This is a genomic window from Citricoccus nitrophenolicus (assembly GCF_047305825.1).
GTDB classification, from domain to species: domain Bacteria; phylum Actinomycetota; class Actinomycetes; order Actinomycetales; family Micrococcaceae; genus Citricoccus; species Citricoccus nitrophenolicus.
On record NZ_CP063070.1, the window covers coordinates 1,907,873 to 1,932,321 of the forward strand.

Below are 24,449 nucleotides of genomic sequence, written 5' to 3' on the forward strand. Positions count from 1 at the left end.
GAGGGGACCCCTCAGGGGCAGCCGGTGCCACTGACCCGTGGGGAATGCCCGTGCAGGGTGGCCAGCGGGCCCCGGCCCGGCCCCAGCGGCAACCCCGAACGATGGCGGTCTCCCGCCCAGGCCAGCCGTGGGTCACGTGGACCATGATCGGGCTGTGCGTGGTGATGTATGCCCTGCAGTGGATCACCTCCGGCCAGAGCATGGGGGTCACCGAGCGGTTCTTCTATGCCGGCCTGCACACCTCCGCCGCGGGGATGGAGCCCTGGCGCATGCTGACCTCGGCCTTCCTGCACTCCCTGGGAAATCCCCTGCACATCGTGCTGAACCTGTACACGTTGTGGCTCATGGGCCGGATTCTGGAGCCGGTGTTGGGCTGGCCACGCTTCCTCGCGCTGTACCTGATCTCGGCGTTCGGTGGCTCCGTGGCGGTGTTGTTGCTGTCCAACCCGTACATCCCCGTGGTGGGTGCCTCGGGGGCCGTCTACGGGCTCTTCGCCGCACTCTTCATCGTGATGCGCAAGACCGGCGGCAATGTCACCGGGATCGCGGCGCTGATCGGCGTGAACCTGGTGATCTCCTTCGTGCCCGGTGCCAACATCTCCTGGCAGGGGCACGTGGGCGGACTGGTGACCGGGGCGGCCTGCGCGGCCGTCCTGGCGTACCTGCCCCGGGGCCAGCACGGAGCGGGGTGGCGAACGCGGATAACAGGACGTCCCGCCGTGGTGCAGTGGCTCGCCCTGGCCGGAATCCTGGTGGTGCTGCTGATCCTGACCGCGGTCGGGGTGGGGCAGTTGGGTATTCCGACCCTGATCGAGCAGCAACTGAGCAGCTAGAGCAGGCTGTTGGGGACGTGGGGGCGAGTGCCTCAGCGTCGAGCCGGCCCTCTCGGGGACGAACGGAGACGCTCACACGACCAGTGCTCTGGGGTCCTTCTCCAGCCTTCCACAGCGTCCTGTCCGAGATCGAGCCGATCTCCACCGGCCCCCGTTACCTCGCCTTGGTGGGGACTGACCTCAAAGGTCTCCACTGGGCACGTCGGGGCTCATGTTTATCCACAGGGATATCCACGGATGTGGATGGAATGACACGGTTGTCATTCGCCTCCTGAGTTATCCACAAGGGTTATCCACAATGTGGATGAATAACAGCGGTGTTGTTCCCACTGTGGACGAGGATGTGGACAATAAAAGTCCATGTCAGCGACGATATTGGCGGCATTTGGAGCCTTGGGGATAACTCGGGCGTTTCGGGCCGCCGACGACCGAAGTCTTCCACAATTCGACCCCGAGGGGGAGGATCGCCGTATGGCTCATGGCGACGACCTATCCACAGGCCCTGATGGCGATTCCGCAGCCTCCCTGCCGGAACTGGCCCAGCAGGTGCGCTGGCACTGGGAGCATCACCTGTCCCCGCGGCTCCAGGGGATGAGTGACGAGGAATACCACTGGGAGTCGGCGCGCGGAGCCTGGGGGCTCAGGCCTCGCGGGGTCGCCGGACCCGAACACCCTGGGGCAGTCCGGGCGGGCGGCGGCGACTGGCTGCTGGACTTCGCCTTCCCGGAACCGAACCCGGCGCCGGTCACCACGATCGCCTGGCGGGCTGCGCATGTGCTCGTAGGGGTGCTGGGCGCGCGGATGGCAGGCCACTTCGGAGGCCCCGCGATGGACTACTACACCTATGACTATCCAGGCACAGCGGACGAGGCCTATGCGAGGCTGGGGACCGCAGTCGGACGCTGGTGCGACGCGGTGGACACGCTGGGGCCCGCAGAGCTGGGCGAACCCGTGGGCGAAGCCGAGGGACCATGGGCGGAACACCCGATGCTCGAGCTGGTGCTGCACGTCAACCGGGAGGTCATCCACCACGGCGCGGAGATGTGCCTGTTGCGGGATCTGTACCGCGCGGAACGGACGTGAGGCCGCAGGCGAGATCTGAGACGGGCTGTGAAGCCTAACGCCAGCGAGTGGTCATGAGGAAGCCGACGCACGCAATGCCGAAGCCGATGCCGATGTTCCAGCCGCCCGCCTGGGGGATGGGCGCCAGGCCCTCGGCGAGGTAGTAGACGACGATCCAGATCAGGCCAACGATCATCAGGCCGAACATGATCGCCTTGTACCAGGCCGGCAGTGGGCCGGGCTCCTGCTCCTGAGCGCGGCGTTCGGCCCGTAGCTGGGCTCGATCGGCCTTGGCGGCCTGGCTGGCCTTGCTGCCGGTCTTGCGGGACTTGGACTCGGGCACGTCGGTTCCTGTTCACGGTCGGTCGGTCACGTCGCCGCACCGATTCCGGTCACGGCGTAGTCTGCTTCAGACGAAGACATCCGGGCCAGTCTAGCGGCGAACGCCGCAGCCGCCTCCAGACCTGATGGGAACCTGCATGACCTCCCCGACCAGCTCCACCAGCCCCGCCGCACGGATCCTGGTGGTGGACAACTATGACAGCTTCGTCTACACCCTGGTGGGCTACCTGCGGGAACTGGGTGCGGACACCCTGGTGGTGCGCAACGACGCCATGAGCCTCGGCGAGGTGACCGAGCTGGCCGCAGACCGTCAGGGGATCCTGCTCTCCCCGGGGCCTGGAACCCCGGCAGGGGCCGGCGTCAGTGTGGACCTGGTCCACTGGGCGGCCGAGCAGTCCAAGCCGCTCTACGGAGTCTGCCTGGGCCATCAGGCGATCTCCGAGGCCTACGGGGCAACGGTGACGCATTCCGCAGAGCTGATGCACGGCAAGACCTCCCGCGTGCTGCACGGCAACCACTCCATGTTCGCCGGTGTACCGGATCCCTTCACGGCGACTCGTTACCACTCGCTGGCGGCCGTACGGTCCACGGTCCCAGACGAGCTGGAGATCACCGCCGAGACGGAGGGCGGGATCGTCATGGGGGTGGCCCACCGGTCAGTACCCCTGTGGGGCGTGCAGTTCCACCCGGAGTCCGTGCTGACGGAGGGGGGCTACCGGATGCTGGCCAATTGGTTGGAGTCCCTAGGAATGGCAGGTGCCGCCGCGCGGGCGGACACGCTCTCCCCCGTGGTGGGCTGAGCGGAGGGCTCCGACGCGGAACCGACTAGCCGCCGGCCCCGCGCCCCGACCCGCGCCCGTTGTTGTTGCCGGGACCCACGGGCGCCGCCTCCGGAGTCTCACTGGCCGAATCCGAGGGGCTCGCGGAGTCACTCGTTGAGGGCGAGGGGGAATCCGAGTCCGAGGGCGACGCTGAATCCGAGGGGGACGCCGAGTCCGAGGGGGACGCCGAGTCCGAGGGGGACGCCGAGTCACTGGGGCTGGCGGACTCGCTCGATGGCGTCGGGGTAGGCGACGGTGGAGCCTCAGCCACCTCGACCGCGACGGAGGAACCCTGCGGAACCTCGGAGCCCTCGGCCTGTGACTGCCCGACCACGGTTCCCGGCTCCGGGGTCTCGCGCTCCACCGTGGACACCGTCATGCTCAGGCCGACCTCCTCCAGGGCCGCCTGCGCCTCCGCCTGGGTACTTCCGACGAGGTTGGGCACCTCCACGTTTCCTGAGGACATCTGCAACTCGACGGAGGCGCCGGAGCGCACCGTGGCACCGAGTTCAGGGGATGTTCCGACCAGGCGGTCCCGTGGCACGTCCGCTGAGGGAACGTAGCGCACCGAGGAGATGGCCAGTCCCAGTCCCTCGAGAGTGTCCCGGGCTGTTGCCTCGGACTGGCCGGCCAGGTCCGCAGGGATCTCGATCTGCTCCGGTCCCTTGGAGATGAGGAGGGTGATCTCCTGGCCCTTCTGGGCGGTGGCCCCGTCGGCCGGCTCGGTGCCGACCGCCAGGTCTCGCTGGACCTCGTCGTCATACACCTCCTCCAGGATGGGACGGAGCTCTGCCGAGGTCAGGGCGTTCTGCGCCTCGATCTGGGTCATGTTGGTCACTGGCGGGACGGTGACCCGGTTGGCCTCCACATTGCGACGGTTCAGCTCGTCCATGAGGAACCAGCCGCCAGCCACCGCCCCGAGGGCGAGGATGACCACGAGGATCGGAATCCAGATCCGGTGGCTCTTGCGCTTCTTCGGCTCGTGCGCCGGTCCCCCGGTCGCGACGGGATCCAGGGGGTGTCCGGTGGAGCCCTCGGAGTCCACCGGATCTGTGGGGGTGGCTGCGGTCCGCGGGACGGCGTGAGTGGCCGAGTAGCGCTGCGTGGCGGGCTCGGTGCCGACGGCGGGCATGGCCGTGGTCGTCACCGTCGGATCCTGAGCGTCGGACTCCACGGCAGACATGGCCTCAGTGGGACGATCCCCGGCGGCCCCGGCGGCCCCAGCCGTCACGGCGCCCGCCGAGCGGACCGGACGAGGTGACTGGCCGGCGTCGGGATTCTCGAGGGCGCGCATCAGCGCGGCGCGGAACTCGAGGCCGGACTGGAACCGCTCGAGGCGGTCCTTGGCCAGGGAACTGGCGACCACGGAATCCAGGGCGGGTGAGACGGTGGGATTGAGCGTCGAGGGGGCCGGGGGCTCCTCGTGGACGTGCTGGTAGGCGAGGGCCGGGGAGGTATCGGCCACGAAGGGCGGCCGTCCGGTCAACAGCTCGAAGAGGAGGCAGCCCGCCGAGTAGAGGTCCGACCGCGAGTCCACGGTCTCACCCCGGGCCTGTTCGGGTGAGAGGTAGGTGGCGGTGCCGACCAGCGTCTGGGTCTGCGTCATGGTGGCCGCCGAGTCGGACAGGGCGCGGGCGATGCCGAAGTCCATGACCTTCACAGCACCGGACTTGGTGACCATGATGTTGGCGGGCTTGATGTCCCGGTGGACGATCCCCTCCTCATGGCTGTAGTTCAGGGCGGCCAGCAGCCCGGAGGTCCATTCGACGGCCAGGTCCACCGTGATCTCGTCATGGCGCAGCAGATCCCGCAGAGTGCGGCCGTCCACGAACTCCATGACGATGAACGGGCAGGCGACGCCTTGATAGGCGCCATCCTCGAACCGTTCCTCCCCGGTGTCGAAGACGGAGACGATGTTGGGGTGGTTCAACGCGGCCGAGGACTGGGCCTCGCGGTGGAAGCGGGACTGGAACTGCGGATCCCGGGCCAGGTCCGGGCGCATGAGCTTGATGGCCACCCTGCGACCGAGCTTCTGGTCCCGCCCCTGGAACACATCGGCCATGCCACCCCGGCCGATGAGTTCACCGACCTCATACCGGCCGTTGAGGATGCGTTGATGTGGCACTGTCGTTCGTCCTGTTCTCGGATGGGTGGGAGACGGGGCCGCCGGCTAGGCCGCTGGGTCCGCGCTCGCCTCGGTGGCGGTCTCGCTCGAGGCGGCCGGGGTGCTCGGATCGTCGCTGCCCTCTGCGCTCTCGGGAGTCGTGGTCTCGGTGGGCGACTGCGTCGGGGTGCTCTGCGGAGCGGAGGTGGTCGCTTCGGAGGTCGTCTCCGCCGGGGTGGTGGGCTCCGAGGTGGGCGACTGCGACGGGGTGCTCTCCGGTGCCGAGGTGGTGGGTGCGGGGGTGGTGGGCTCCGAGGTGGTCGGTTCCGGGGTGGTTTCCTCTGTGGGACCGGCGGAGTACCTCACGGTGATCAGGGTTCCCACGGGGACATCGCCGGTATGGGACAGGGTCAGCACGGTCCCGGAAGGTTCCTCCGCGGCGACCTCCTGGCTGGTGACGTCCATGCCCAGGTCCCGGAGTGCGGCCTCCACGCTGGTGATGTCCGCGCCGAGGTAGTCGTCCGCACTGATGGACACGGTCTCCGGTCCCGAAGAGGAGGACGAGCCTGACTCAGTGGTGCTGGTGGCAGGTGCCGAGGACTCATCCTCGCCACCACCGGTCAGGGTGGGGCCCAGCCAGATCCCGAGGATGACGAAGACGATCAGGGCCAGCAGACCGATCATCGGCCAGGTCCACGGACTGCGCTTCCTGCGCCCGGCCGTGCGGTCCAGCTGATCGTTGTCCACGGGTTCCACCCCTCCCGGGGCGCTGGTCGCATTCCGGCCGCGGCCGCCGTCGGGGCTTCCGGTGGCGGAGATGGCTCCGGCCGCACCGGCAGCACCGGCACCCACACCGGCGGCACCGGCTCCGGCCACGGGAAGCGCGGACGTGCCCGTGCCCTCGGAGCCGGAAGAGCTGCTGATGACCTCGGTGGCATGGGTCTGGGACATGCCCGAGTAGTCGACGGCCTGGGTCAGGGCCTGGGTGGGGGTGCCCTGGGCGGCCACTGCCGCGGCAGCCGCATCCCCGGTGAGGAACGGGACCATGCCGGGCACGGCGGCGGCGGCGGACGCGGTGTCCTGCTGCCGCAGGGACTCGGCGGCCTCCGCCAGCGCGGTGGCGTTGGCGGGCCTCTCGTGGGGCTCCTTGGCCAGCATGGACATGATCAGGGCCCGCACCGGCTCGGGGATGGATTCCGTCAACGGCGGCGGCGGGTCATTGACCTGGGCCAGCGCGATCGCGATCTGGGACTCACCCGAGAAGGGGCGGTGCCCCACGAGGCACTCGTAGCCGATGACGCCGAGCGAGTAGATGTCCGAGGAACCGGTGGCCTGCTGGCCGGTGGCCTGTTCCGGGGCGAGGTATTGCGCCGTGCCCATGACCTGGCCGGTGGCCGTCAGCGGCACCTGGTCCGCGAGCCGGGCGATGCCGAAGTCGGTGACCTTGACGCGGCCGTGGGGGGTGATGAGCAGGTTGCCCGGCTTGATGTCACGGTGCACGAGCCCCTGGGCATGGGCTGCGGAGAGGGCTCGAGCCGTCTGCGCCATGATGTTCAGCGTGCGGTCAGGGGAGAGCACCTTCTCCTTGTCCAGGATCGCCGAGAGCGGCGGCCCGGGCACGAGCTCCATCACGAGGTAGCCGGAGCCGTCCTCCTCGCCGTAGTCGAACACATTGGCCACGCCCGGATGGTTCAACAGCGCGGTGTGCTGTGCCTCCGCCCGGAACCGGCGCAGGAAGTTGGCGTCCCCGGTGTACTCCTCCTTGAGGATCTTCACCGCCGTCAGCCGCCCCAGGACCTTGTCCTTGGCCTTCCAGACCTCACCCATGCCACCGATGGCGATGCGCTCGGTGAGCTGGTACCTGCCGCCCAGCGTGATACCCGATGTCGGCCTCACTGTGTGACCACCGCCTCCATGATTTCCTTCAGGTTGGTCGACGTCAGCGCACTGCCTTGGTCGAAGTCGATGTTCTGGTACACGATCGTGACGGCCACCTGCGGATCGTCCGCCGGAGCGAATCCGGTGATCCACGAGTTGACCAGGTCGTTGTCCGCGCCCAACTGGGCGGTGCCGGTCTTCGCAGCGATGTCCACGGTCTCGGACTTCGCGCGGTAGGCCGTGCCGCCGTCCAGGGGCTCGCGCATCAGTTCGGTCATCTGCTCGGCGATCTCCGGGGTGGTGGAGCGTTTGAAGACCTCCGGCTGCATCTCCTCCAGCAGCGTCAGGTCGGAGCCGCGGATGGAATCGATCAACTGTGGTTTCATCAGCGTCCCCTCGTTGGCGATCGCGGCCGCGACCATGTTCATCTGCAGGGCGGTGGCCTTGACGTCCCGCTGGCCGATCGAGGACTGTGCCAGGGCGGCGTCGTCGAGGTCGTCCGGGAACTGTGAGGCGGCCACCGACAGCGGGATCTCCAGAGGCTGGTTGAAGCCGAAGTTCTCCGCCGTCTGGCGGATCCGATCCTGGCCCAGTTCCATGGCGGCTGTGGCGAAGGGGGTGTTGCAGGACTGGGCGAAGATCTCGGCGAGGGTGGCCCGGTCCAGGTTTCCGCACAGCCCGCCGCCGAAGTTGCCCAGCTCCGTGCTCGAGTTCGGCAGCGTGATGGAATCCGGCACGTCCATCATCTCGTCCGTCTGGTAGTCCCCGGACTCGAGCATGGCCACCGTGTCGATCAGTTTGAAGGTGGACCCCGGCGCCGGCAGGGAGGCGGTGGGCCGGTTGACGTAGGGACTCAGTCCCGGCACGGTCTGGAGCTCCTCCATGTTGGCCGAGGCCGCCGCCCCGCTGTGGGTGGCCAGCAGGTTGGTGTCATAGCTGGGCTTGGAGGCCATGGCCAGGACATCGCCGGTGCTGGGATCGGAGATGACCACCGAGCCCTGGACCCCCTCCGGCATCACCGAGTACGCCAGCTCCTGCATCTCGGGATCGATGGTCAGCTCCACCTGGGCACCCTCCATCTGCGTGCCGGAGAACAGTTGGATCAGCCGGTCCACGAACTGGCCGTCGGAGGAACCGGCCAGGTGGCGGTTGAGCTTGTCCTCCAGGCCCGTGGCCCCGTAGGTCAGCGAGTAGAAGCCGGTCAGCCCCGAGTACAGCTCGGTGTCGTGGTAGACGCGCTGGTAGTTGAAGTCATCATTGGATTCCACCGACTCGGCGATGGGGTTGCCGTCCACCAGGATCGGTCCGCGGGCCGAACCGAACTCCTGGTAGAGCTGACGCGAGTTGAAGTCGTTGTTCTTCAGCGCGTCGGCGGCGAGGACCTGGATGATGGAGATGGCCACGATCAGCACCAAGAACATGGCGATGACCACGACCCACGTGTTGCGGATGGCCTGGTTCATGCGGTGACACCTCCCGCAGGCGTGGTCAGGGGGACCCCGGCGGTGCGGTCCTGGTGGCCGGAGCCGGAACCGGAGGCGTTCACCATGGGGCCGACCGCCACCGGCTTGCGGGCGGACTGGGACACCATCAGCACGAGGGCCACCACGATCCAGTTGGCCAGCAGTGAGGAGCCACCGGCCGCCATGAACGGGGTGGTGAGGCCGGTCAGGGGGATGACCATGGTCACGCCGCCGATCACCACGAAGCACTGCATGGCCATGGTGAAGGCGAGTCCGGCGGCCAGTAGCTTGCCGAAGGAGTCCCGGGTGCCCAGGGCGGCACGCATCATCCGGGTGACCAGCAGCACGAAGAGCATCAGGATCGCGGAGAGCCCGATGAAGCCCAATTCCTCGCCGAAGGAGGCGATGATCATGTCCGAATTGGCGTAGGCCACGATGTCCGGCCGGCCTCCGCCCAGTCCGGTGCCGACGAGACCACCTGAGGCGAGCCCGAACAACCCCTGGACGATCTGATAGCTTCCGGCGCCCCGGTTGTAGACCTCCGGGTCGAAGGCGTTGAGCCAGGCGTCCACCCGCAGTCCCACGTGCGAGATCGTGTTCACGGCCAGCAGCCCGCCCACGGCCACGAGGACGAGTCCGAGGATGATCCAGGACACCCGTGAGGTGGCCAGGTAGATCATGGCCATGAACAGGCCGAAGAACAGGATGGCCGAACCGAGGTCCCGCTGGAAGACCAGGACACCCATGGAGATCAGCCACGCGATGATCAGCGGTCCCATGTCTCGGAATCGGGGGAACGTGACGGGGCCCAGCTTCTTGCCCGCCAGCAGGATCAGGTCCCGGTTGGCCGAGAGATAGCCCGCGAAGAAGACGGCCAGGGTGATCTTGGCGATCTCGCCGGGCTGGAAGGAGCCGACGCCGAGGTTGATCCAGATCCTGGCGCCGTTGATCGTCACGCCCAGGCCGGGGATGAGGGGCAGCACCAGCAGGATGCCGGAGGCGGCCAGGAAGAGGTAGGGCCAGCGCCGCAGGATCCGGTGGTCCTTGAGCACCCAGAGCAGGGCGATGGCCACGCCCATGGCCACCACGGTCCACAACAGCTGCCGGCCGGCGGCATCGTCTCCCTCGGCCACGTCGATACGGTGGATCATGGCGATGCCGAGGCCGTTGAGGGTGACGACGATCGGCAGGATGTAGGGGTCCGCGTACCGAGCGCGCAGCCGCAGTACGAGGTGGAAGACCAGCGCCATGATGGCCAGCACGGCACCCTGCACCCAGTAGTCGGAGGTGATCGGGCGGTCCATCCCGAGTCCGGCGAGGACGCTGGCGCCGATACCGATGCACAGGCCCACGATCAGCAGCACCAGTTCGGTGTTGCGGCGCGGGCGCGGAAGGGTTGGATCCTGGGGCATCAGCGATCACCTCCTGAGGGGCTGACTGGAGTGGTGGCGGATTCGGAGGGCGAGCCGGATGCCGACTCGCTGGGGGACGCCGAGCCGCTGGGTGAGGCACTCGGGGACGGGGTGGGTTCGGGGGTCAGGGAGGTCTCCAGCTGTTCCACGATCTGTTGAGCGTGCTCGAGGTCCCGGGCCGGCAGCCCGGACTCCACGCGCTGGCGGGAGTAGGCCGGCAGTTCCTCCAGGGACACCTCGGTCTCCGTGTCCAGGTGCGCCAGCTCGATCGGCCCGAGCCGCTGGGAGACCCCGTTGAAGATGGCCACCCGGCCGTCCTGCGCGCCCACGAAGTACTGCGTCTGAGTCCAGAGGTACCCCCACAGCAGCAGCACCGCGAAGATCAGGGCCAGCAGGGCGGTGAAGACGGGAATGAACACGGAACGACGACGGCGCGGCCGGTCCTCGTCCCGGGTTCCCTCCCGGTCCCGCGAGTCTGCCGCCGACACCTCTGCGGCGGAGTCCTCCGGCGCGCGGTGGCCCTCGATGAGGTCCGCGGACGCCGTGGCGGGCACGGGCTCGCGGGGAGGGTGGGTGCCCTCGGCCTGATCGCCGAGCGTGGGGGCGCCGGTGAGCAGGGCGGCAGCCCGCTTCTGGGTGCTGCGCCGCGTGACGATGGGGATCTTCCCGGTCTGGGTGGCCAGGTCGGCCGCGCCCACCAGCACGTGGGGGCGGGACTCGAGGTCCTCGCGCAGCAGGGAGGCGGAGACGGGGCCGGCCTGTGCGGGGGTGGCGGCCGCGAGGGCCTGTTCGGAGAGCTGTGCCGGTGCGCGGACGCCGATCTCCCCCTCGCCGGCCTCGTGGACCTCGAGGACCACCACGGTGACGTTGTCCGGGGCACCACCCGCGAGCGTCAGCTCCACGAGTTCGTCTGCCACCGTCTGCAGGTCTGAGCGGTGGCGGAGCTTCTGCTCGATCACCCGGGGCGGCACCACGGCGGTCAGCCCGTCCGAGCAGAGGAGCCAGCGCTCGCCGGGGGCGGCGTCCACTGCGGAGATGTCCAGTTCGGGGGAGGCGTCCACATCACCGAGGACCCGCATGAGCACGTTCTTGTGGGGATGGGACTCCGCCTCGGAGGGGTCCAGACGGCCTTCGTCCACCAGCCGCTGGACGAAGGTGTGGTCCACGCTGATCTGCTCGAAGGCATCGTCCTTGAACCGGTAGGCCCGCGAGTCCCCGATGTGGGCCACATGGATGGTCTCACCGGCCAGCAGCAGGGCCGTGCAGGTGGTCCCCATCCCGGCGAGCTTGGGGCTGGCGTGCACCAGGTCGTTGAGGATCAGGTTCGCGTTCTGGATCTCATCCGGCAGCACGGTGGCCGGACTGGCATAGCCGATGGCGTCCAGCGGGGCCAGATCCAGCACGGTGGAGGCGCTGGCCACGTCGCCGCCCACGTGTCCGCCCATGCCGTCGGCCACGACGGCGAGGTGCAGACCGGCATAGGCGGAGTCGTCGTTCTTCGACCTGACCCTGCCCACATCTGATCGCGCGGCGAAGCGGAGGACCAATGGCATGGGGTTCAGGACCCCAGTTCCAGCACGGTCTTGCCGATCCGGATGGCGGTACCCGGGTCAACGGCCACGGTCCGGGTGAGCTGGGTACCGGCCACGTACGTGCCGTTCGTGGAGCCGAGGTCCTCCAGGAACCACCGGGATCCCTGCGGGAACAGGCGGGCGTGCCGACCGGAGACGTAGTCGTCATCCAGCACCAGGTCCGCCTCTTGGGCGCGGCCCAGCAACAGGGGCGAACCGTGCAGGTCCACCACGGACCCTCGCAGTGGCCCTTCGGTGACGTGGAGCTGTTGCGGCAGGGGACGCACCGACTGCTGGCCGGTGGTGTTCCCGGCGGGGCCCGCCGATTCGGAGGTGGAGGAGGTGGCCGGTGCGGGGGCCGGTGCTGGGGTGGGGGCACCGGAGGCGCCACGCGGACGGACCTTGTTGCGGGCGCCCACCATCAGGTCCCGTCCCTGGGAGGAGACGATCGAGATGATGAGGATCCACAGGACCAGCAACAGGCCCAGTCGGAGTGCGGCGACGGCGAGTTCACTCACTGAGGTTTCCTCCCTGACTGCGGTTGCCCCGGGCGGGCAGCATCCGGAAGACCATGGTGACGCGGCCCATCCTGATGCGGTCACCGTCCCGCAGGACGGTGGAGCCGTCCACTTTACGGTCATTGACGTGGAAGCCGTTGGTGGAGCCCAGGTCCACCGCCGTGACGGTGGCACCCCGGGTGATGATCTCCAGGTGGCGGCGTGAGACGCCCGTGTCCTCCACCAGGATGTCCGCATCCGCGGCACGGCCCAGCACGATCGAGTCTGCGTTGAGCCCGTACTTGCGCCCGTCGATCTCGAGGACCGGCTGCAGTGGGGTGTCCGGCCGTGTGGATCTGGCGGGGTGCTGCGGCGAGGGGCTGGGAGCCGGCTGCCGCACCTCCGGCCGGGGCGCCGGCACAGGAGCGACGGGCGGGGCCGGGGCCTCCCGGTCCACCGGGGCCTGGCTCACAGCGGCGGACGAGCCGGTTCCGGAAGGTGACCGGCCGGCGTCGTGCGAGGGGGCGGAGCCGCCGGTCTTGTCCGATTCGGCCGCGATGTCCAGCTTGCCGGCCCGCAGTTCCGTGTCCTCCACGAAGGTGACGCGGACGGGGCCGTGCAGGGTGTAGCCCTGATCCCGGGCATGGCGGATGGCCTCATCGCAGAGTTCCTCCGCCAGGGCAGAGCCCCACTTGCGGGCCTGCTCGAAGTCCGCCGTGGAGAACTTGACGGTGAAGACATTGGGCACGAAAGTGCGGCCCTGGGAGAGGACCAGGGACTCGTCGTCCATGGCCAGTCTCAGGGCATTGGCGATCTCGACCGGCTTGACCGCTCGGGAGCCGCCGGCCGAGAAGGCTGACTGCACCGCCTTCTCCAGGCCGCGCTCGAGGTTGTCCAGAAGACCCACGAGGGGTGCTCCTTTCCGCAGATGTCTGTGTCGATAGTACGCGGGACGCATGAGCATTCCGTGAGGAACAGGCCCTTGACGGGTTGCAATGCGGTTTCGATACGGGAGCCGGGGCGGTGTGCGATACCTCGATTTGGGAATCCCGCAAGGGTCAGGATAGGATAGATCCTGCTGTTCTGACCGGTACGGAGGATTCCGTACAGACCTTTCGACCGGGAAGACAGACCAAACCTCGCGCGAGTGGCGGAATTGGCAGACGCGCTGGCTTCAGGTGCCAGTGTTCGAAAGGACGTGGGGGTTCAAGTCCCCCCTCGCGCACGCGAGTTGTTCATGAAGGCCCCGGATCATCGATCCGGGGCCTTTGTGTTGCAACGAGGGGCTGGTCCGGACGCACGCCGTCCGTGGGCCCGGGTTGACGGGCCCTGCCCCTGGCCCCCGGCCACAGGCCGGGAACCAGGGGCCTCGATCACACGTCGCGGCGGAAGTGCCTGACCACCGCGTTGCGGATGGTGAAGGCCAGCACCACGGCGAGCAAGCCGTAGATCGCCCAGGTGATGGGGCTGGAGACCAGCACCGAGAAGTCCCCGGACGAGGACAGCAGCGCGTCACGGATCGAGGTCTCGGCGAGGGCACCCAGCACCATGCCGATCATCAGCGGGGCCAGCGGGTAGCCGTACCGCCGCATCAGGAATCCGACGATGCCGATCACCAGCAGCATCAGCAGGTCGAAGACCCGGCCTGAGGTGGCGAAGACCCCGAGCCCGCAGAACAGGGCGATCCCGGCGTAGAGGTACGGCTGTGGGATCAGCAGGAGCTTGGACCAGAGCTGCGCGAAGGGCAGGTTGATGATCAGGAGGACCACCATGGCCAGGAAGAAGCTGGCCAACAGGGCCCACACCAGGTCCGGGTTGCGGTCGAACAGCAGCGGCCCGGGCTGCAGCCCGTACTGGCGGAAGGCCGCCAGCATGATGGCCGCGGTGGCCGAGACCGGCAGCCCGAGGGCGAGCAGGGCACCCATCGCCATACCGGTGGTGGAGTTGCCGGCTGCCTCCGGGGCCGCCAGTCCGCGGATCGCGCCCTTGCCGAACATCGGGGTCCGGCGCCTGCGGTCCAGACGGCGCTCCACGTCATAGGCCAGGAAGGTGGGCACCTCGGAACCGCCCACCGGGACCACGCCGAAGGGGAGGCCGATGGCGGTTCCGCGGGCCCACGCCGGGGCGGCCTCTCGGAACTCGGCCCACTTCAACCAGGGCCGGCCCGCAGAGCGGGTCCGGAGGTCATGGGTGTCCCGGCGGACGCGGGAGGCCACGAAGAACACCTCCCCCAGGGCCAGCACCGCCACCGTGACGGTCACCAGGGAGATGCCATCGAACAGTTGCGGCGCGCCGAGGGTGAAGCGCTCCGTGCCGGTGACGGAGTCGATGCCGACCGTGGAGATTCCCAGCCCCAGGGCGAGTGCGGACAGTCCCTTCGGGACCGATTCCGAGACCACCGAGGAGGTCGCGATGAAGGCGAACAGGGCCAGGGCGAAGAACTCGGCAGGCCCGAAGTAGCTGGAGAGCTCGGCCAACAGGGGCGCGAAGAACACCACGATCACCGAGGCGATGAAGCCACCGATGAATGCGCCGATGGCGGCGGTGGCCAGGGCCTGCGGAGCCCGTCCGGCCCTGGCCATCTTGTGTCCCTCGAAGGTGGAGGCGATGGCCGAGGCCTGACCCGGGGTGTTCATCAGGATGGCCATGGTCGAATCGCCGAACAGGCCGCCGAAGTACACCCCCGAGAACAGGATGAATGCGGCCGTCGGATCCAGGGCGAAGGTCATGGGCAGCAGCAGTGCCACCGCCATGGAGGATCCCAGGCCGGGCATGACGCCCACGGCCGTGCCCAGCAGGCAGCCGATGACCACCCACAGGAGGTTGATCGGCGTGAGGGCTCCGGCGAAGCCCTCCATCAACAGGTTCAGTGACTCCATCTCAGAACCCCCCGCCCAGGATGCCGGAGGGCAGGTTCAGACCCAGCGCGACGTCGAAGGCCAGGTAGGCCACGGAACCCATGAACAGGGACACCAGGATGTCGAAGACCGCACGGCGGGATCCGAAACCGTGGGCCACGCACCAGAACAACAGCGCCGCGGCCAGGATCCAGCCCAGCCAGGGCAGCAGCACCGAGAAGGCGAGGAAGCCCAGAACGGTCCAGCCCAGGGCGGTGAAGTCCGAGTGGAAGCGGGTGGTCTGGGCGTCGCGGCCCGCCGGCGGATCTGGTGTGCGGATGATGCCGATCGTGATGATGACGGCCAGGACCAGGCCGACGACCCCGATCAGGGTCGGGAAGAACCCGGGGCCGGGGAATTCTGCGTCCCCGGCGTCCATGGCGAGGGAACCGAAGATCAGGAAGAGGCTGAAGGCCGCGATCAGCACCGGCATGATGAGTCCAGAACGGCCCTCCCAGAAGGTGCCGGACCCCATGGGTGTGCTGGTGTTCCCCGGCGGTGCGGTGTCTAGTGCGCTCACTGTCCCATCTCCTCGAACAGATTGGCGATCCTGTCCGTCTCGTCCTGGATGTACGTCTCGAATTCCTCGTCCTGCAGCGGGGCCTCACGCCAGTAGTTCTGCTCCACGGTGGCCTGCCACTCGTCCGTGGCGACCGCCTCTCCCACCAGGTCCTGCAGCTGGTTGATCTGCTCGTCCGTGGCAGAGGGCGGCGCGAAGAGGGCGCGCCAGTTGGTGATGGTCACGTCCAGTCCCTGCTCCACCAGGGTGGGGATCTGCTCGATCTCCTCCGCACCGGACAGGCGGTCCTCGGCCACGAGGCCGAGGACCTTGAGCCGGCCGGATTCGACCTGCGGGTACATGTCGGCGAAGCCGCCGGCCGAGGCGTCGGCCGTGCCGTTGAGCAGGGCCTGGATGGCCTCCCCGCCGCCGTCCGAGGGGATGTAGGTGGTCTCCGCCGGCGGGATCCCGGCGGCCAGCGCGATCTCCGTCATCACCAACTGGTCGAAGGAGCCACCGCCGGTCCAGGAGACCCCCCGGGGGTCCTCCGTCCACGCCTCGACGAGATCGTCCAACGTCTCGTGGGGCGAGTCGGCCGGAACCACCACGATGTCGTACTCCTCCAGGACCTTGGCCACGGGAGCCACGTCCTGGATGGTGGAGGACGTGCCGAACTGGACCTGGGCGGCGATCTGACCGCTGCCGCCCACCATCAGGTTGTTGGCCTCGGGTTGTTGGGACAGCACGCCGATGCCGATGGTGCCGCCGGCGCCCGGGACGTTGGCGACCTGGACGTTGTTGACCAGGCCGTTGGAGCGCATGGTCTGCTGCAGCTCCCGCTGGAAGGTGTCCCAGCCGCCGCCCGCGGCGGCCGGGGCGACCAGGGTCAGGTTGTTGCGGACGTCCGTGCCGCCTGACGCGGCCTGGATGGAGAAGAACGAGGCGAAGCCGATGACCACCGCGGCAATGGCGGCGAAGACCGCCGTGCCGATGGTCCTGGCCCGCGAACGAGGTGGGGAGTCTGCCGCCGGAGGCTGGCTCATCGAAGGTCCTTTGGGTGAAGCGGAGAAACGGAGCAGGTGCCATGCGGAGGATGGTGCGGGTCCCGGGCCGGGCCCCGCCGGACCGGCCGGGTGCGGACCAGGTCCATCATCCGAGGTCCGCCCGCGCTTTGACAGTGATATACCCCACCATGTGCAACGTCTAGTATGCAAGTCACGGAGTGCCTTTCCGGCCACGTGAGCCCGTGTCTCGATCTCAGTCTCTCCGATGCATGACCAGCCAACACGGCACCACAGAACCATCAGCACGACACCAAGGAGATTCACGATGACCGTCCTCGTGGCCGGAACCAGCACCGCCGAAGGAAAGTCGGCCCACCGCTTCGCTGTGGAGGAGGCCGCCCGGCGCCAGGAGGACGTGCTGTACTTCGTGCTTGCCGGTGAGCGTCCGGAGCCCGAGGTGGCCTCCGGCGCAGGAGTCACCGAGGCCTACGCCGAGCCGGACGCGCGGGGCAAGGACGCCGTGGGTGACCTGCTGGACACGGCGGGGCAGGTGGATGTCTCCGCGATCGTGGTGGGGGTCCGCCATCGCTCCCCGGTGGGCAAGCTGCTGCTGGGTTCCGCGGCGCAGCAGATCATCCTGGAGGCCAGCGCCCCGGTGATCTGCGTGAAGCCCTGAGTCCTCTTCAGTCCCGTGCCCTGGGCATGGGCTTGGCGAAGCGGTCCAGGAGAGGCCCGTTGAGGGGCCGGTGCTCCGACCAGTGCCGCTCGATCGCCTGACCGTAGAATTCCACCAGGGTCTCGGTGGCGGCGCGCCAGGAGTGCCGCTCGGCCTCGGCGCGGGCCTCCCGGCCCATCGACAGGCGCAGTGCAGGGTCCTCCAACAGTCGGGCCAGCCGGTCCACCCAGCCCCCCACATCGCCGGGCTGGACCAGGAAGCCGGTGCCGCCGTCGTCGATCACGAAGGGGATGCCGCCCGCGTGGGCGCCCACCACCGGCACGCCTGAGGCCATGGACTCCAGGGCCACCAGGCCCAGCGTCTCGGTGGTGGAGGGGAAGGCGAAGGTGTCCGCGCTCGCGTAGGCTGCGGCCAACCCTGTCCCGGACAGGTAGCCGGTGAACACGGTGTAGGCCGGGTCGAAGCGTTTCCGCAGCTCGCCCAGGTGTGGCCCGGAGCCCACCATGGCCAGCCGGGCGCCTGGCACCCGCTCACGAAGCCGGGGCATCACCTCCGCCAGTCGTTCCAGGCCCTTCTCCCGGCTCATCCGGCCCACGTAGACCACGAGCGGCGCCTCCGGACGGCCGTCAGTCAGCGTGGCCCGCATCGCCGGGCTCGTGTTCGCCGGGTGGTATCCCTCCGTGTCCACGGCCTTGGGCCACAGGTCCACCCGCTCGATGCCGACCTGCCGGGCCCGGTCCACCATGGGGCCGGAGGTGCAGAGATTGATCTCGGCCTTGTTGTGCAGGAACTCGATCCAGGTCTCGATGGGGTGCCGGGCCCAGCCGACCCGCAGGGACTCGGTGTACTGGGGCACGTCCGTGTGGAAGCTCGCCAGCTGTGGCAGGTCCCGCCGGCCGGCAGAGAGCACGCCGTAGGCGGACAACCAGATCGGGTTGACCGTGTGCACCACGTGGGGGCGGAAGGACTCCATGGCCCGCGCGATGGCCGGCGTGGGCACCCCGACCTTCAGCTCCGGGTACAGGTAGCGGAGCGAGAAGCTGCGCACCTTCACCACCCGGTGACCGGCGTACTCCGCTGGGGGGTCACCGGGGGCGAACAGCAGTACCTCGTGGCCCATCTGCCGCAGCTGCTCCAGGGTGCGCACCACACGGGTCACCACGCCGTCGATCTTCGGCAGGAAGACCTCCGTGAACATGGCGATGCGCATGCGGCCGGTCCCTAGGTGGCCGGGGCGGCCTGGGAGCCGGGGACGGCGGAGGGGGCCGGAGGGTTGGATGACGGCACGCCGGCCTGTTGCTCGGCCGTCCACAGTGAGGTGGCCGGCACCTTCGAGAGGTCCGCACGGTCCCTGTACTTCACGGCGATCTGCTCCACCTCGAGCAGCAGCCCCTCGGACAGGGTGGTCGGGTTCAGGCCCAGGTCAAGGAAGGTGTCATTGACCACGTGGAGATCGTTCTCCGCGGACTCCTTGCGCGGGTTGGGCACCAGGGCCACCTCGGCGCCGGTGATCCGCCCGATCAGCTCGGCCAGGTCGCGGACCCGGTGGGTCTCGGTCATCTGGTTGAAGATCTTGACCCGGTCCCCGGTGGCCGGCGGATTCTCCAGCGCGATCTGGATGCAGCGCACCATGTCCTGCAGGTGGATGAACGCGCGGGTCTGCCCGCCCGTGCCGTGCACCGTGAGTGGGTGCCCCACCGCGGCCTGCATGAGGAAGCGGTTCAGCACGGTGCCGTAGTCACCGTCATAGTCGAAGCGGTTGATGAGCCGTTCGTCCCGCTGCGTCTGCTCGGTGTGGGTGCCCCAGATGATGCCCTGGTGCAGGTCGGTGATCCGCAGCGAGTCGTTCTTCACGTAGTAGGCGAAGAGGTGCTGATCCAGGACCTTCGTCAGGTGGTAGATCGAGCCGGGGTTGGTCGGGTACAGGATCTGCTGCTCGATGCGCCGCGGTTCGGCCGGATGTTCGGACGGGCCGTTCGCAGCGCCCTTCGTGTCATCGGTCGCGTCGCCGTCCGCGGTGACCTCGATGTCCAGGTAGCCCTCGGGGATCTTCATGCCGGCGGTGCCGTAGCCGTAGACGCCCATGGTGCCGAGGTGGACCAGGTGGATGTCCTGGCCGGACTCCACGGTGGCGGCCAGTACATTGTGGGTGGCGTTGACGTTGTTGTCCACCGTGTAGCGCTTGTTGCGGGGTGACTTCATGGAGTACGGGGCGGCGCGCTGCTCGGCGAAGTGCACCACGGCGTCCGGACGCTCGGAGCGGAAGAGGTCCACCAGGGACTCGTAGTCCTGGGCCACGTCCAGGAAGGCGAATCCGATCTCCTTCCCGGAGACCTCCTTCCAGGCCGCGCGGCGTTCGGACAGGGAGCGGATCGGCGTCAGGGATTCGGCCTCGAGCTCCTCGTCGATCACCCGCCGGGAGAAGTTGTCCACGATGATCACGTCGTGGCCCTGGTCTGAGAGGTGCAGGGCGGCGGGCCACCCACAGAAGCCGTCGCCGCCGAGGATCGCAATCTTCACTAGTACTCCCACTGCTCGTTGGTGACGGAAGGGCCACCTCGACCTTATCCAACATGCTGGCCGGTTCACCGAGGGTTCGTTCACCTGAAGTTCGTCTCCGGCATGGGAATAGATCCGCCCGCGTCATGGTTCTATTGAATGTTCAACCAAATGTGGTGGAACGGCCGGACCGCGGTCCGGGCGCCACCTGCTATCCCAGAGGAGACCTCACATGACCGCACTCACCCCCGGAACCTGGAACCTTGACGCCACCCACACCGACGTCGACTTCACCGTCCGTCACGCCGGCATCTCCAAGGTCCGTGGCACCTTCAACGCCGTGGAGGGATCACTGCTCGTGGCCGATGACGCCACCGCATCGAACGTGGACATCACCATCGACGCCAACTCGGTCGACACCGGTCAGCCGGACCGCGATGCCCACATCAAGGCGGCGGACTTCTTCGAGACCGAGGCCCACCCGAACATGACCTTCGTGTCCACCGAGGTCCGCGCCAACGGCAACGAGCCGCAGGAGTTCACCCTCGTGGGCGACCTGACCATCAAGGGTGTCACCAACCCGGTGGAGCTCAAGGCGGAGTTCGGCGGCCAGACCGTGGACGCCTTCGGCATGACCCGCGCCGGCTTCGAGGCCACGGGTGAGATCTCCCGCAAGGAGTTCGGCATCACCTGGAACGCACCGCTGCAGGCCGCCGCCGGTGGCGTGCTGGTCTCCGACGCCGTCAAGATCCAGATCGACGCCTCCTTCGTCCTGCCCGCCGCGGAGGACGCCCAGGCCTGAGCCTGACCCCACCGCCTGCAACTGCAGGTCAGAAGAGGCCCGCCCTCCCGGGAAATCCCGGGAGAGCGGGCCTCTTTCGACCTCTGGACGCAGCAGGTCAGGCGGTGGCGTCATTCGCCTCCTGCCCGGCCAGGCCACGGTCCACACTGGCCCGGTCCGGGAACATCAGGTTGTACGTCAGTCCGGCGATCGCAGCGCCCACGAGCGGGGCCAGGAGGAACAGCCAGACCTGACCCAGCGCCTCACCGCCGGCGAACCAGGCGACCCCGAGGGAGCGGGCAGGGTTGACCGAGGTGTTGGAGACCGGGATGGAGATCAGGTGGATCAGCGTCAGGGACAGGCCGATCGCCAGGGGGCCGAAGCCCGCAGGGGCCCGCCGGTCCGTCACCCCCAGGATCACGTAGAGGAACACCGCCGTGAGGACGATCTCGATGAGCAGCACGGACAGCAGCGAGTAGCCGTCCGGGGAGCGCTCACCGTAGCCGTTGGTGGCGAAGCCGGAGTCGACGGCGCTGAAGCCGGCCTTGCCGGAGGCGATGGCCAGCAGCACGGCCCCGGCCACGGTGGCGCCGAGGATCTGGATGAGGATGTAGGGGCCAACATCGGACCACTTCGTCCGCCCGGCCAGCGCCGTGCCGAGCGTGACGGCCGGGTTGAAGTGACCGCCGGAGACGTGGCCCACGGCGTAGGCCATGACCAGTACCGTCAGGCCGAAGGCGAGGGCCACACCGAGGAAGCCGACCCCCATGTTGACGCCCGCCGCATCATCCAGGACCTGGGCGGCGAACACGGCGGTGCCACAGCCACCGAACACGAGGACGAAGGTGCCGATGAACTCGGCGAGCCAGCGGGCGGCGGTGCTGTGAGGGGAAGCGGATGACATGATGTGGACCTCCTGTGCGGTGACGGCGTGCCGACGGGACCCTCCGAACGGTGGGCCGCCCGGCCGGTTCCTGAAGCTCAGTATCACCAATGGCGCGCTCGGCGTACACCCCTAGACTGAACGTGACGAGTACCAGCCGATGCACCGCGCGCCCAGCGCGGCACGAAGGAGGACCGCAATGGCCGGAAAGACCCCGCACCAGAACACCACGTTCGCCCTGCCGGAGAAGGAGGGGTCCGCCGGTGGCGTGAACCTCGGCCACGGCTACCTGGCCACCCCGGAGTCCGGTGCCGGACCCGGCGTGATCGTCATCCAGGAGTGGTGGGGCCTCACCGACCACATGCGGGACGTGTGTGACCGATTGGCCTCGGAGGGGTTCACGGCCCTCGCCCCGGACCTCTTCGGCGGCTGGGTGGCCCATGACGGCGAGGAGGCCGGCGAGATGATGCAGAACCTCCCGGCCGAGGCCGGCGCCCACCAGCTGGCCGGCGCCGTGGACCATCTGCTGTCCCTGGACTCGGTGACCTCGAAGACCGTGGGCACCGTGGGGTTCTGCATGGGCGGCGGCTTCGTGCTGGCGCTCGCCGCCGAGCAGGGCGAGAAGATCTCCGCGGCCGTTCCCTTCTACGGCGTGGGCCAGGCGGTGCCGGACTCCTACGCCGGTGTGAAGGCCGCCATCCAGGGCCACTACGCCGAGCAGGACTCCATGTTCCCGCCCGAGGATGCCCGCGCGCAGGAGCAACAGATCCGCGAGGAGTCGGGCGCCGAGGTCGAGTACTTCTTCTACGATGCCCCGCACGCCTTCCACAATGATGAGAACCCCCAGGGCAACCACCGTCCCGAGGACGCGAAGCTGGCCTGGTCCCGCACCGTGGGGTTCCTGAAGGACAAGGTCAAGTAACCACCCGTGCCCACAGCCGATACCCCGGGGGCGTCCGGCCCCGCCGGGTCCACGGTCCCGGAGACACTCTTCCTCTCCACCATCCCCGGCGCCTCGCCGTCCAAGTGGGTGGAGCGCTTCACGTCCCGTGAGCGCCGGGTCCAGTTGGTGAATCACGACGACGGCGCGCAGGTGGCGTTCCTGGCCCCCGGCCCCGGGGGCTCGGCACCGCGCGGACTCCCGCAGGTGGGGTACCTGCGCTGGCGCCTCGACTCCTCCCCGGAGGCCCTGCTGGGGGCTGCCGGGGTGGATCCGGAGGATGTCCACGTGGTCAGGTTCTATGAGGAGGATCCGGTGGTCTGCGTGGGCCAGGACCACCTGCTGGCCGCATGGGACGTGGAGGCCGACGGGCCCCTTCCCGCCTCGGAACTGGACCCCTCTGAGGCCATGGACCCGGTGCGATTCGCCCCTGAACCTCCAGCCGACCCACTGGACGCTCCCGAGCTTCCCGGCTCCGGAGAGCGGACGGCGGTGGAGATCGTGGCCACGGGCGCCGGCCACGTGGTGTTGCCCGCCTCCGTGGCCCGGATGTTCGGGCGCAGGGACGTGGTGGTGCTGCCCCTGACCCGGGACACCACTCACCCGGGCTGGGGGGTGGGCCTGGCCTGGCTGAGGGCCGTGGACTCCCAGCTGGTGCAGGACTTCATCGGGGCCGCGAAGGGCCGGCGCCCCGGCTCGTCCCGGAACGACCATCTGAGGGACGCCCCCTCCGAGGCCGCACCGGCCGGCCGGGTCCGTGCGGGCGCCGGCGCCGCGCGTCCGGGGCCGCCAGGGAAGACCGCCAGCGGAACCCAGGGCGCCCGATCAGTCAAGGGCGCCCGGTCGGGCAAGGGTGCGAGGGGCGGCCGAGGTGGCAGGCGGCGCTAGCCGAGGCGTCCCGGTTCGGAGGACTCGTACGGGTTCTCCTGCTCCAGGGGGACTGGCTCGGTGCCACGCCAGCGGGCGATGAGCGTCATCAGGTGGAAGACCACCAACACGGCGGCGGTGCCCAGGGCGATGCCGCCGAACTGCATGCCGCCGAGATCCAGGGTGGGGTCCGCGATCGCGACGATCAGTCCGGCCCCGGCGGACATCAGGTTGATGGTGTTGGAGAAGTCCACGCGGTTCTGCACCCAGATGCGCACGCCCATCACGCCGATCATGCCGTAGAGGATGATGCCGGCCCCGCCCGCGACCCCCGGCGGGATGGTGTTGATCAGGGCGCCGAACTTCGGGAGGAAGGCCAGGGCGAGGGCGAAGAACCCGGCCACCCAGTAGGCGGCGGTGGAGTAGACACGGGAGGAGGCCATGACCCCGATGTTCTCCGCGTAGGTGGTGGTGCCCACGCCGCCGCCCAGGCCGGAGAGGGTGGTGGAGAGACCGTCTGCCATCAGGGCCCGGCCGTTGGAGGAGTCCAGGTTGCGGTTCGTCATCAGCCCGACCGTCTTCACGTGGCCGATGTTCTCCGCCACGAGCACCAGCACCACGGGCAGGAACAGGAACAGGACGTCCCAGTGGAACTCCGGCGCGTGGAACGGGGGCAGACCCACCCATCCGGCCTCGCCGACCGGGGAGAAGTCGATCTGGCCCTGAGCCAGCGCCACGAGGTAGCCCACCACGATCCCGAGCAGGATGGACAGCCGGCCCAGCAGCCCCTTGAAGAGCACCGCACACACCACGATCGCCAGGGCCGTGGTGAAGGTGGTCAGGGGGACCTCGACCATGGCATCAGTGGTGGAGCCGGCCAGGTTCAGGCCGATCAGCGCCACGATGGTACCCATCACCACCGGTGGCATCAGGGCGTGGATCCACCCGGTCCCGGCCTTCTGGACGATCAGCCCCACGAGGAACAGGGCGACGCCGGTCACGAGCACCCCGCCCAGGGCACCGCCGATCCCGTGCTGGTTCATCGCCGCCCCGATGGGCGCGATGAAGGCGAACGAGCTGCCGAGATAGGAGGGCACCCGGCCGGCGGTGATGATCAGGAACAGCAACGTGCCCACGCCGGAGAAGAACAGGGAGGCCGTCACGGGGAACCCGGTGATGGTGGGGACCAACACCGTGGCGCCGAACATCGCCATGACGTGCTGGATGCCCACGCCGATGGTCTGGGGCCAGGCCAGTCGCTCGTCCGGTGACACCACCTCACCCGGGCCGATGCGCCGGCCGTCGCCGTGGATGGACCAGTCCAGGCCGAGTCGCGAGGCGAGCGGCCGGCGCCCCTCCTTCGGGTTTTCGGGTCCTGACGGGCGGGGAGGGTGCTCGGATGAGGTCATCGCGATCCTTC

The 24,449-nt window shown here is 68.8% G+C and carries 22 protein-coding genes and 1 tRNA gene; 8 read left to right on the forward strand and 15 right to left on the reverse strand.

The genetic code is table 11. The features are described 5' to 3' along the window. Positions 1-101: 101 nt before the first annotated feature. Together IMT31_RS08770 and IMT31_RS08775 are read left to right on the forward strand one after the other, a co-directional pair. Complete coding sequence (locus IMT31_RS08770) at positions 102-833, forward strand: rhomboid family intramembrane serine protease (protein WP_413542480.1); 732 nt, start codon at positions 102-104, stop codon at positions 831-833. Positions 834-1,304: 471 nt separating this feature from the next. Then, entirely contained in the window at positions 1,305-1,916 is a 612-nt protein-coding gene (locus IMT31_RS08775) for a DinB family protein (protein ID WP_413542481.1), read from the forward strand. Between the two features lie 34 nt (positions 1,917-1,950). Here IMT31_RS08775 and IMT31_RS08780 read toward each other — a convergent pair whose 3' ends face one another. Further along, positions 1,951-2,238, reverse strand: coding sequence for a cell division protein CrgA (locus IMT31_RS08780; RefSeq protein WP_345357211.1), 288 nt, complete (start codon positions 2,236-2,238; stop codon positions 1,951-1,953). Positions 2,239-2,374: 136 nt separating this feature from the next. On the opposite strand from IMT31_RS08780, the gene IMT31_RS08785 reads away from it, so the two are divergent. Next, entirely contained in the window at positions 2,375-3,037 is a 663-nt protein-coding gene (locus IMT31_RS08785) for an anthranilate synthase component II (protein WP_345357214.1), read from the forward strand. Positions 3,038-3,062: 25 nt separating this feature from the next. On the opposite strand, the gene pknB is transcribed toward IMT31_RS08785, so the two are convergent. The 7 genes from pknB to IMT31_RS08820 are packed head-to-tail and all read right to left on the reverse strand — an operon-like array spanning position 3,063 to position 12,890. Further along, entirely contained in the window at positions 3,063-5,183 is a 2,121-nt protein-coding gene (gene pknB / locus IMT31_RS08790; protein ID WP_413542482.1) for a Stk1 family PASTA domain-containing Ser/Thr kinase, read from the reverse strand. A gap of 45 nt (positions 5,184-5,228) precedes the next feature. After that, positions 5,229-7,058: a protein kinase domain-containing protein gene (locus tag IMT31_RS08795; protein ID WP_413542483.1), complete on the reverse strand. Its 1,830-nt coding sequence runs from the start codon at positions 7,056-7,058 to the stop codon at positions 5,229-5,231. Then, positions 7,055-8,503 (reverse strand): penicillin-binding transpeptidase domain-containing protein, encoded by a 1,449-nt coding sequence (locus IMT31_RS08800; protein WP_345357223.1) that lies wholly within the window; start codon positions 8,501-8,503, stop codon positions 7,055-7,057. The genes IMT31_RS08795 and IMT31_RS08800 overlap by 4 nt, the downstream gene beginning before the upstream one ends. Beyond that, a complete protein-coding gene (locus IMT31_RS08805; RefSeq protein WP_345357226.1) occupies positions 8,500-9,915 on the reverse strand; it encodes an FtsW/RodA/SpoVE family cell cycle protein in 1,416 nt (471 codons plus the stop codon). Before IMT31_RS08805 ends, IMT31_RS08800 begins: the two co-directional genes overlap by 4 nt. Then, on the reverse strand, positions 9,915-11,468 hold the full coding sequence (locus IMT31_RS08810; protein ID WP_345357229.1) for a protein phosphatase 2C domain-containing protein: 1,554 nt from the start codon (positions 11,466-11,468) through the stop codon (positions 9,915-9,917). The genes IMT31_RS08805 and IMT31_RS08810 overlap by 1 nt, the downstream gene beginning before the upstream one ends. Positions 11,469-11,473: 5 nt before the next feature. Further along, a complete protein-coding gene (locus IMT31_RS08815; protein WP_345357232.1) occupies positions 11,474-12,004 on the reverse strand; it encodes an FHA domain-containing protein in 531 nt (176 codons plus the stop codon). Beyond that, positions 11,997-12,890: an FhaA domain-containing protein gene (locus IMT31_RS08820; RefSeq protein WP_413542484.1), complete on the reverse strand. Its 894-nt coding sequence runs from the start codon at positions 12,888-12,890 to the stop codon at positions 11,997-11,999. Before IMT31_RS08820 ends, IMT31_RS08815 begins: the two co-directional genes overlap by 8 nt. Positions 12,891-13,124: 234 nt before the next feature. Here IMT31_RS08820 and IMT31_RS08825 point away from each other — a divergent pair. Further along, positions 13,125-13,208, forward strand: a tRNA-Leu gene (locus IMT31_RS08825). A gap of 148 nt (positions 13,209-13,356) precedes the next feature. On the opposite strand, the gene tctA is transcribed toward IMT31_RS08825, so the two are convergent. The 3 genes from tctA to IMT31_RS08840 are packed head-to-tail and all read right to left on the reverse strand — an operon-like array spanning position 13,357 to position 16,422. Beyond that, positions 13,357-14,862 carry a tripartite tricarboxylate transporter permease TctA gene (tctA, locus tag IMT31_RS08830; protein WP_413542485.1) on the reverse strand — a complete coding sequence of 502 codons (1,506 nt, stop codon included), beginning with the start codon at positions 14,860-14,862 and terminating at the stop codon, positions 13,357-13,359. 1 nt (position 14,863) lies between these two features. Then, entirely contained in the window at positions 14,864-15,400 is a 537-nt protein-coding gene (locus IMT31_RS08835) for a tripartite tricarboxylate transporter TctB family protein (protein ID WP_345357241.1), read from the reverse strand. Then, positions 15,397-16,422: a tripartite tricarboxylate transporter substrate binding protein gene (locus tag IMT31_RS08840; protein WP_413542486.1), complete on the reverse strand. Its 1,026-nt coding sequence runs from the start codon at positions 16,420-16,422 to the stop codon at positions 15,397-15,399. Before IMT31_RS08840 ends, IMT31_RS08835 begins: the two co-directional genes overlap by 4 nt. A gap of 286 nt (positions 16,423-16,708) precedes the next feature. On the opposite strand from IMT31_RS08840, the gene IMT31_RS08845 reads away from it, so the two are divergent. After that, complete coding sequence (locus IMT31_RS08845) at positions 16,709-17,059, forward strand: universal stress protein (RefSeq protein ID WP_345357247.1); 351 nt, start codon at positions 16,709-16,711, stop codon at positions 17,057-17,059. A 7-nt stretch (positions 17,060-17,066) separates the two neighbouring features. On the opposite strand, the gene IMT31_RS08850 is transcribed toward IMT31_RS08845, so the two are convergent. Both IMT31_RS08850 and IMT31_RS08855 read right to left on the reverse strand, forming a co-directional pair. Further along, on the reverse strand, positions 17,067-18,269 hold the full coding sequence (locus IMT31_RS08850; protein WP_345357250.1) for a glycosyltransferase family 1 protein: 1,203 nt from the start codon (positions 18,267-18,269) through the stop codon (positions 17,067-17,069). 11 nt (positions 18,270-18,280) lie between these two features. Next, positions 18,281-19,579 carry an NAD-dependent epimerase/dehydratase family protein gene (locus IMT31_RS08855; protein ID WP_413542487.1) on the reverse strand — a complete coding sequence of 433 codons (1,299 nt, stop codon included), beginning with the start codon at positions 19,577-19,579 and terminating at the stop codon, positions 18,281-18,283. A gap of 211 nt (positions 19,580-19,790) precedes the next feature. On the opposite strand from IMT31_RS08855, the gene IMT31_RS08860 reads away from it, so the two are divergent. Continuing rightward, entirely contained in the window at positions 19,791-20,360 is a 570-nt protein-coding gene (locus IMT31_RS08860) for a YceI family protein (RefSeq protein WP_345357256.1), read from the forward strand. Positions 20,361-20,457: 97 nt separating this feature from the next. Here IMT31_RS08860 and aqpZ read toward each other — a convergent pair whose 3' ends face one another. Next, complete coding sequence (gene aqpZ, locus IMT31_RS08865) at positions 20,458-21,243, reverse strand: aquaporin Z (RefSeq protein ID WP_413542488.1); 786 nt, start codon at positions 21,241-21,243, stop codon at positions 20,458-20,460. Positions 21,244-21,421: 178 nt separating this feature from the next. On the opposite strand from aqpZ, the gene IMT31_RS08870 reads away from it, so the two are divergent. Beyond that, positions 21,422-22,144: a dienelactone hydrolase family protein gene (locus IMT31_RS08870; RefSeq protein WP_413542489.1), complete on the forward strand. Its 723-nt coding sequence runs from the start codon at positions 21,422-21,424 to the stop codon at positions 22,142-22,144. A 6-nt stretch (positions 22,145-22,150) separates the two neighbouring features. After that, on the forward strand, positions 22,151-23,050 hold the full coding sequence (locus tag IMT31_RS08875; RefSeq protein ID WP_413542490.1) for a hypothetical protein: 900 nt from the start codon (positions 22,151-22,153) through the stop codon (positions 23,048-23,050). On the opposite strand, the gene IMT31_RS08880 is transcribed toward IMT31_RS08875, so the two are convergent. Further along, positions 23,047-24,438 carry a uracil-xanthine permease family protein gene (locus tag IMT31_RS08880; protein WP_413542491.1) on the reverse strand — a complete coding sequence of 464 codons (1,392 nt, stop codon included), beginning with the start codon at positions 24,436-24,438 and terminating at the stop codon, positions 23,047-23,049. The two genes, IMT31_RS08875 and IMT31_RS08880, sit on opposite strands and share 4 nt — an antisense overlap. Positions 24,439-24,449 lie beyond the last annotated feature (11 nt).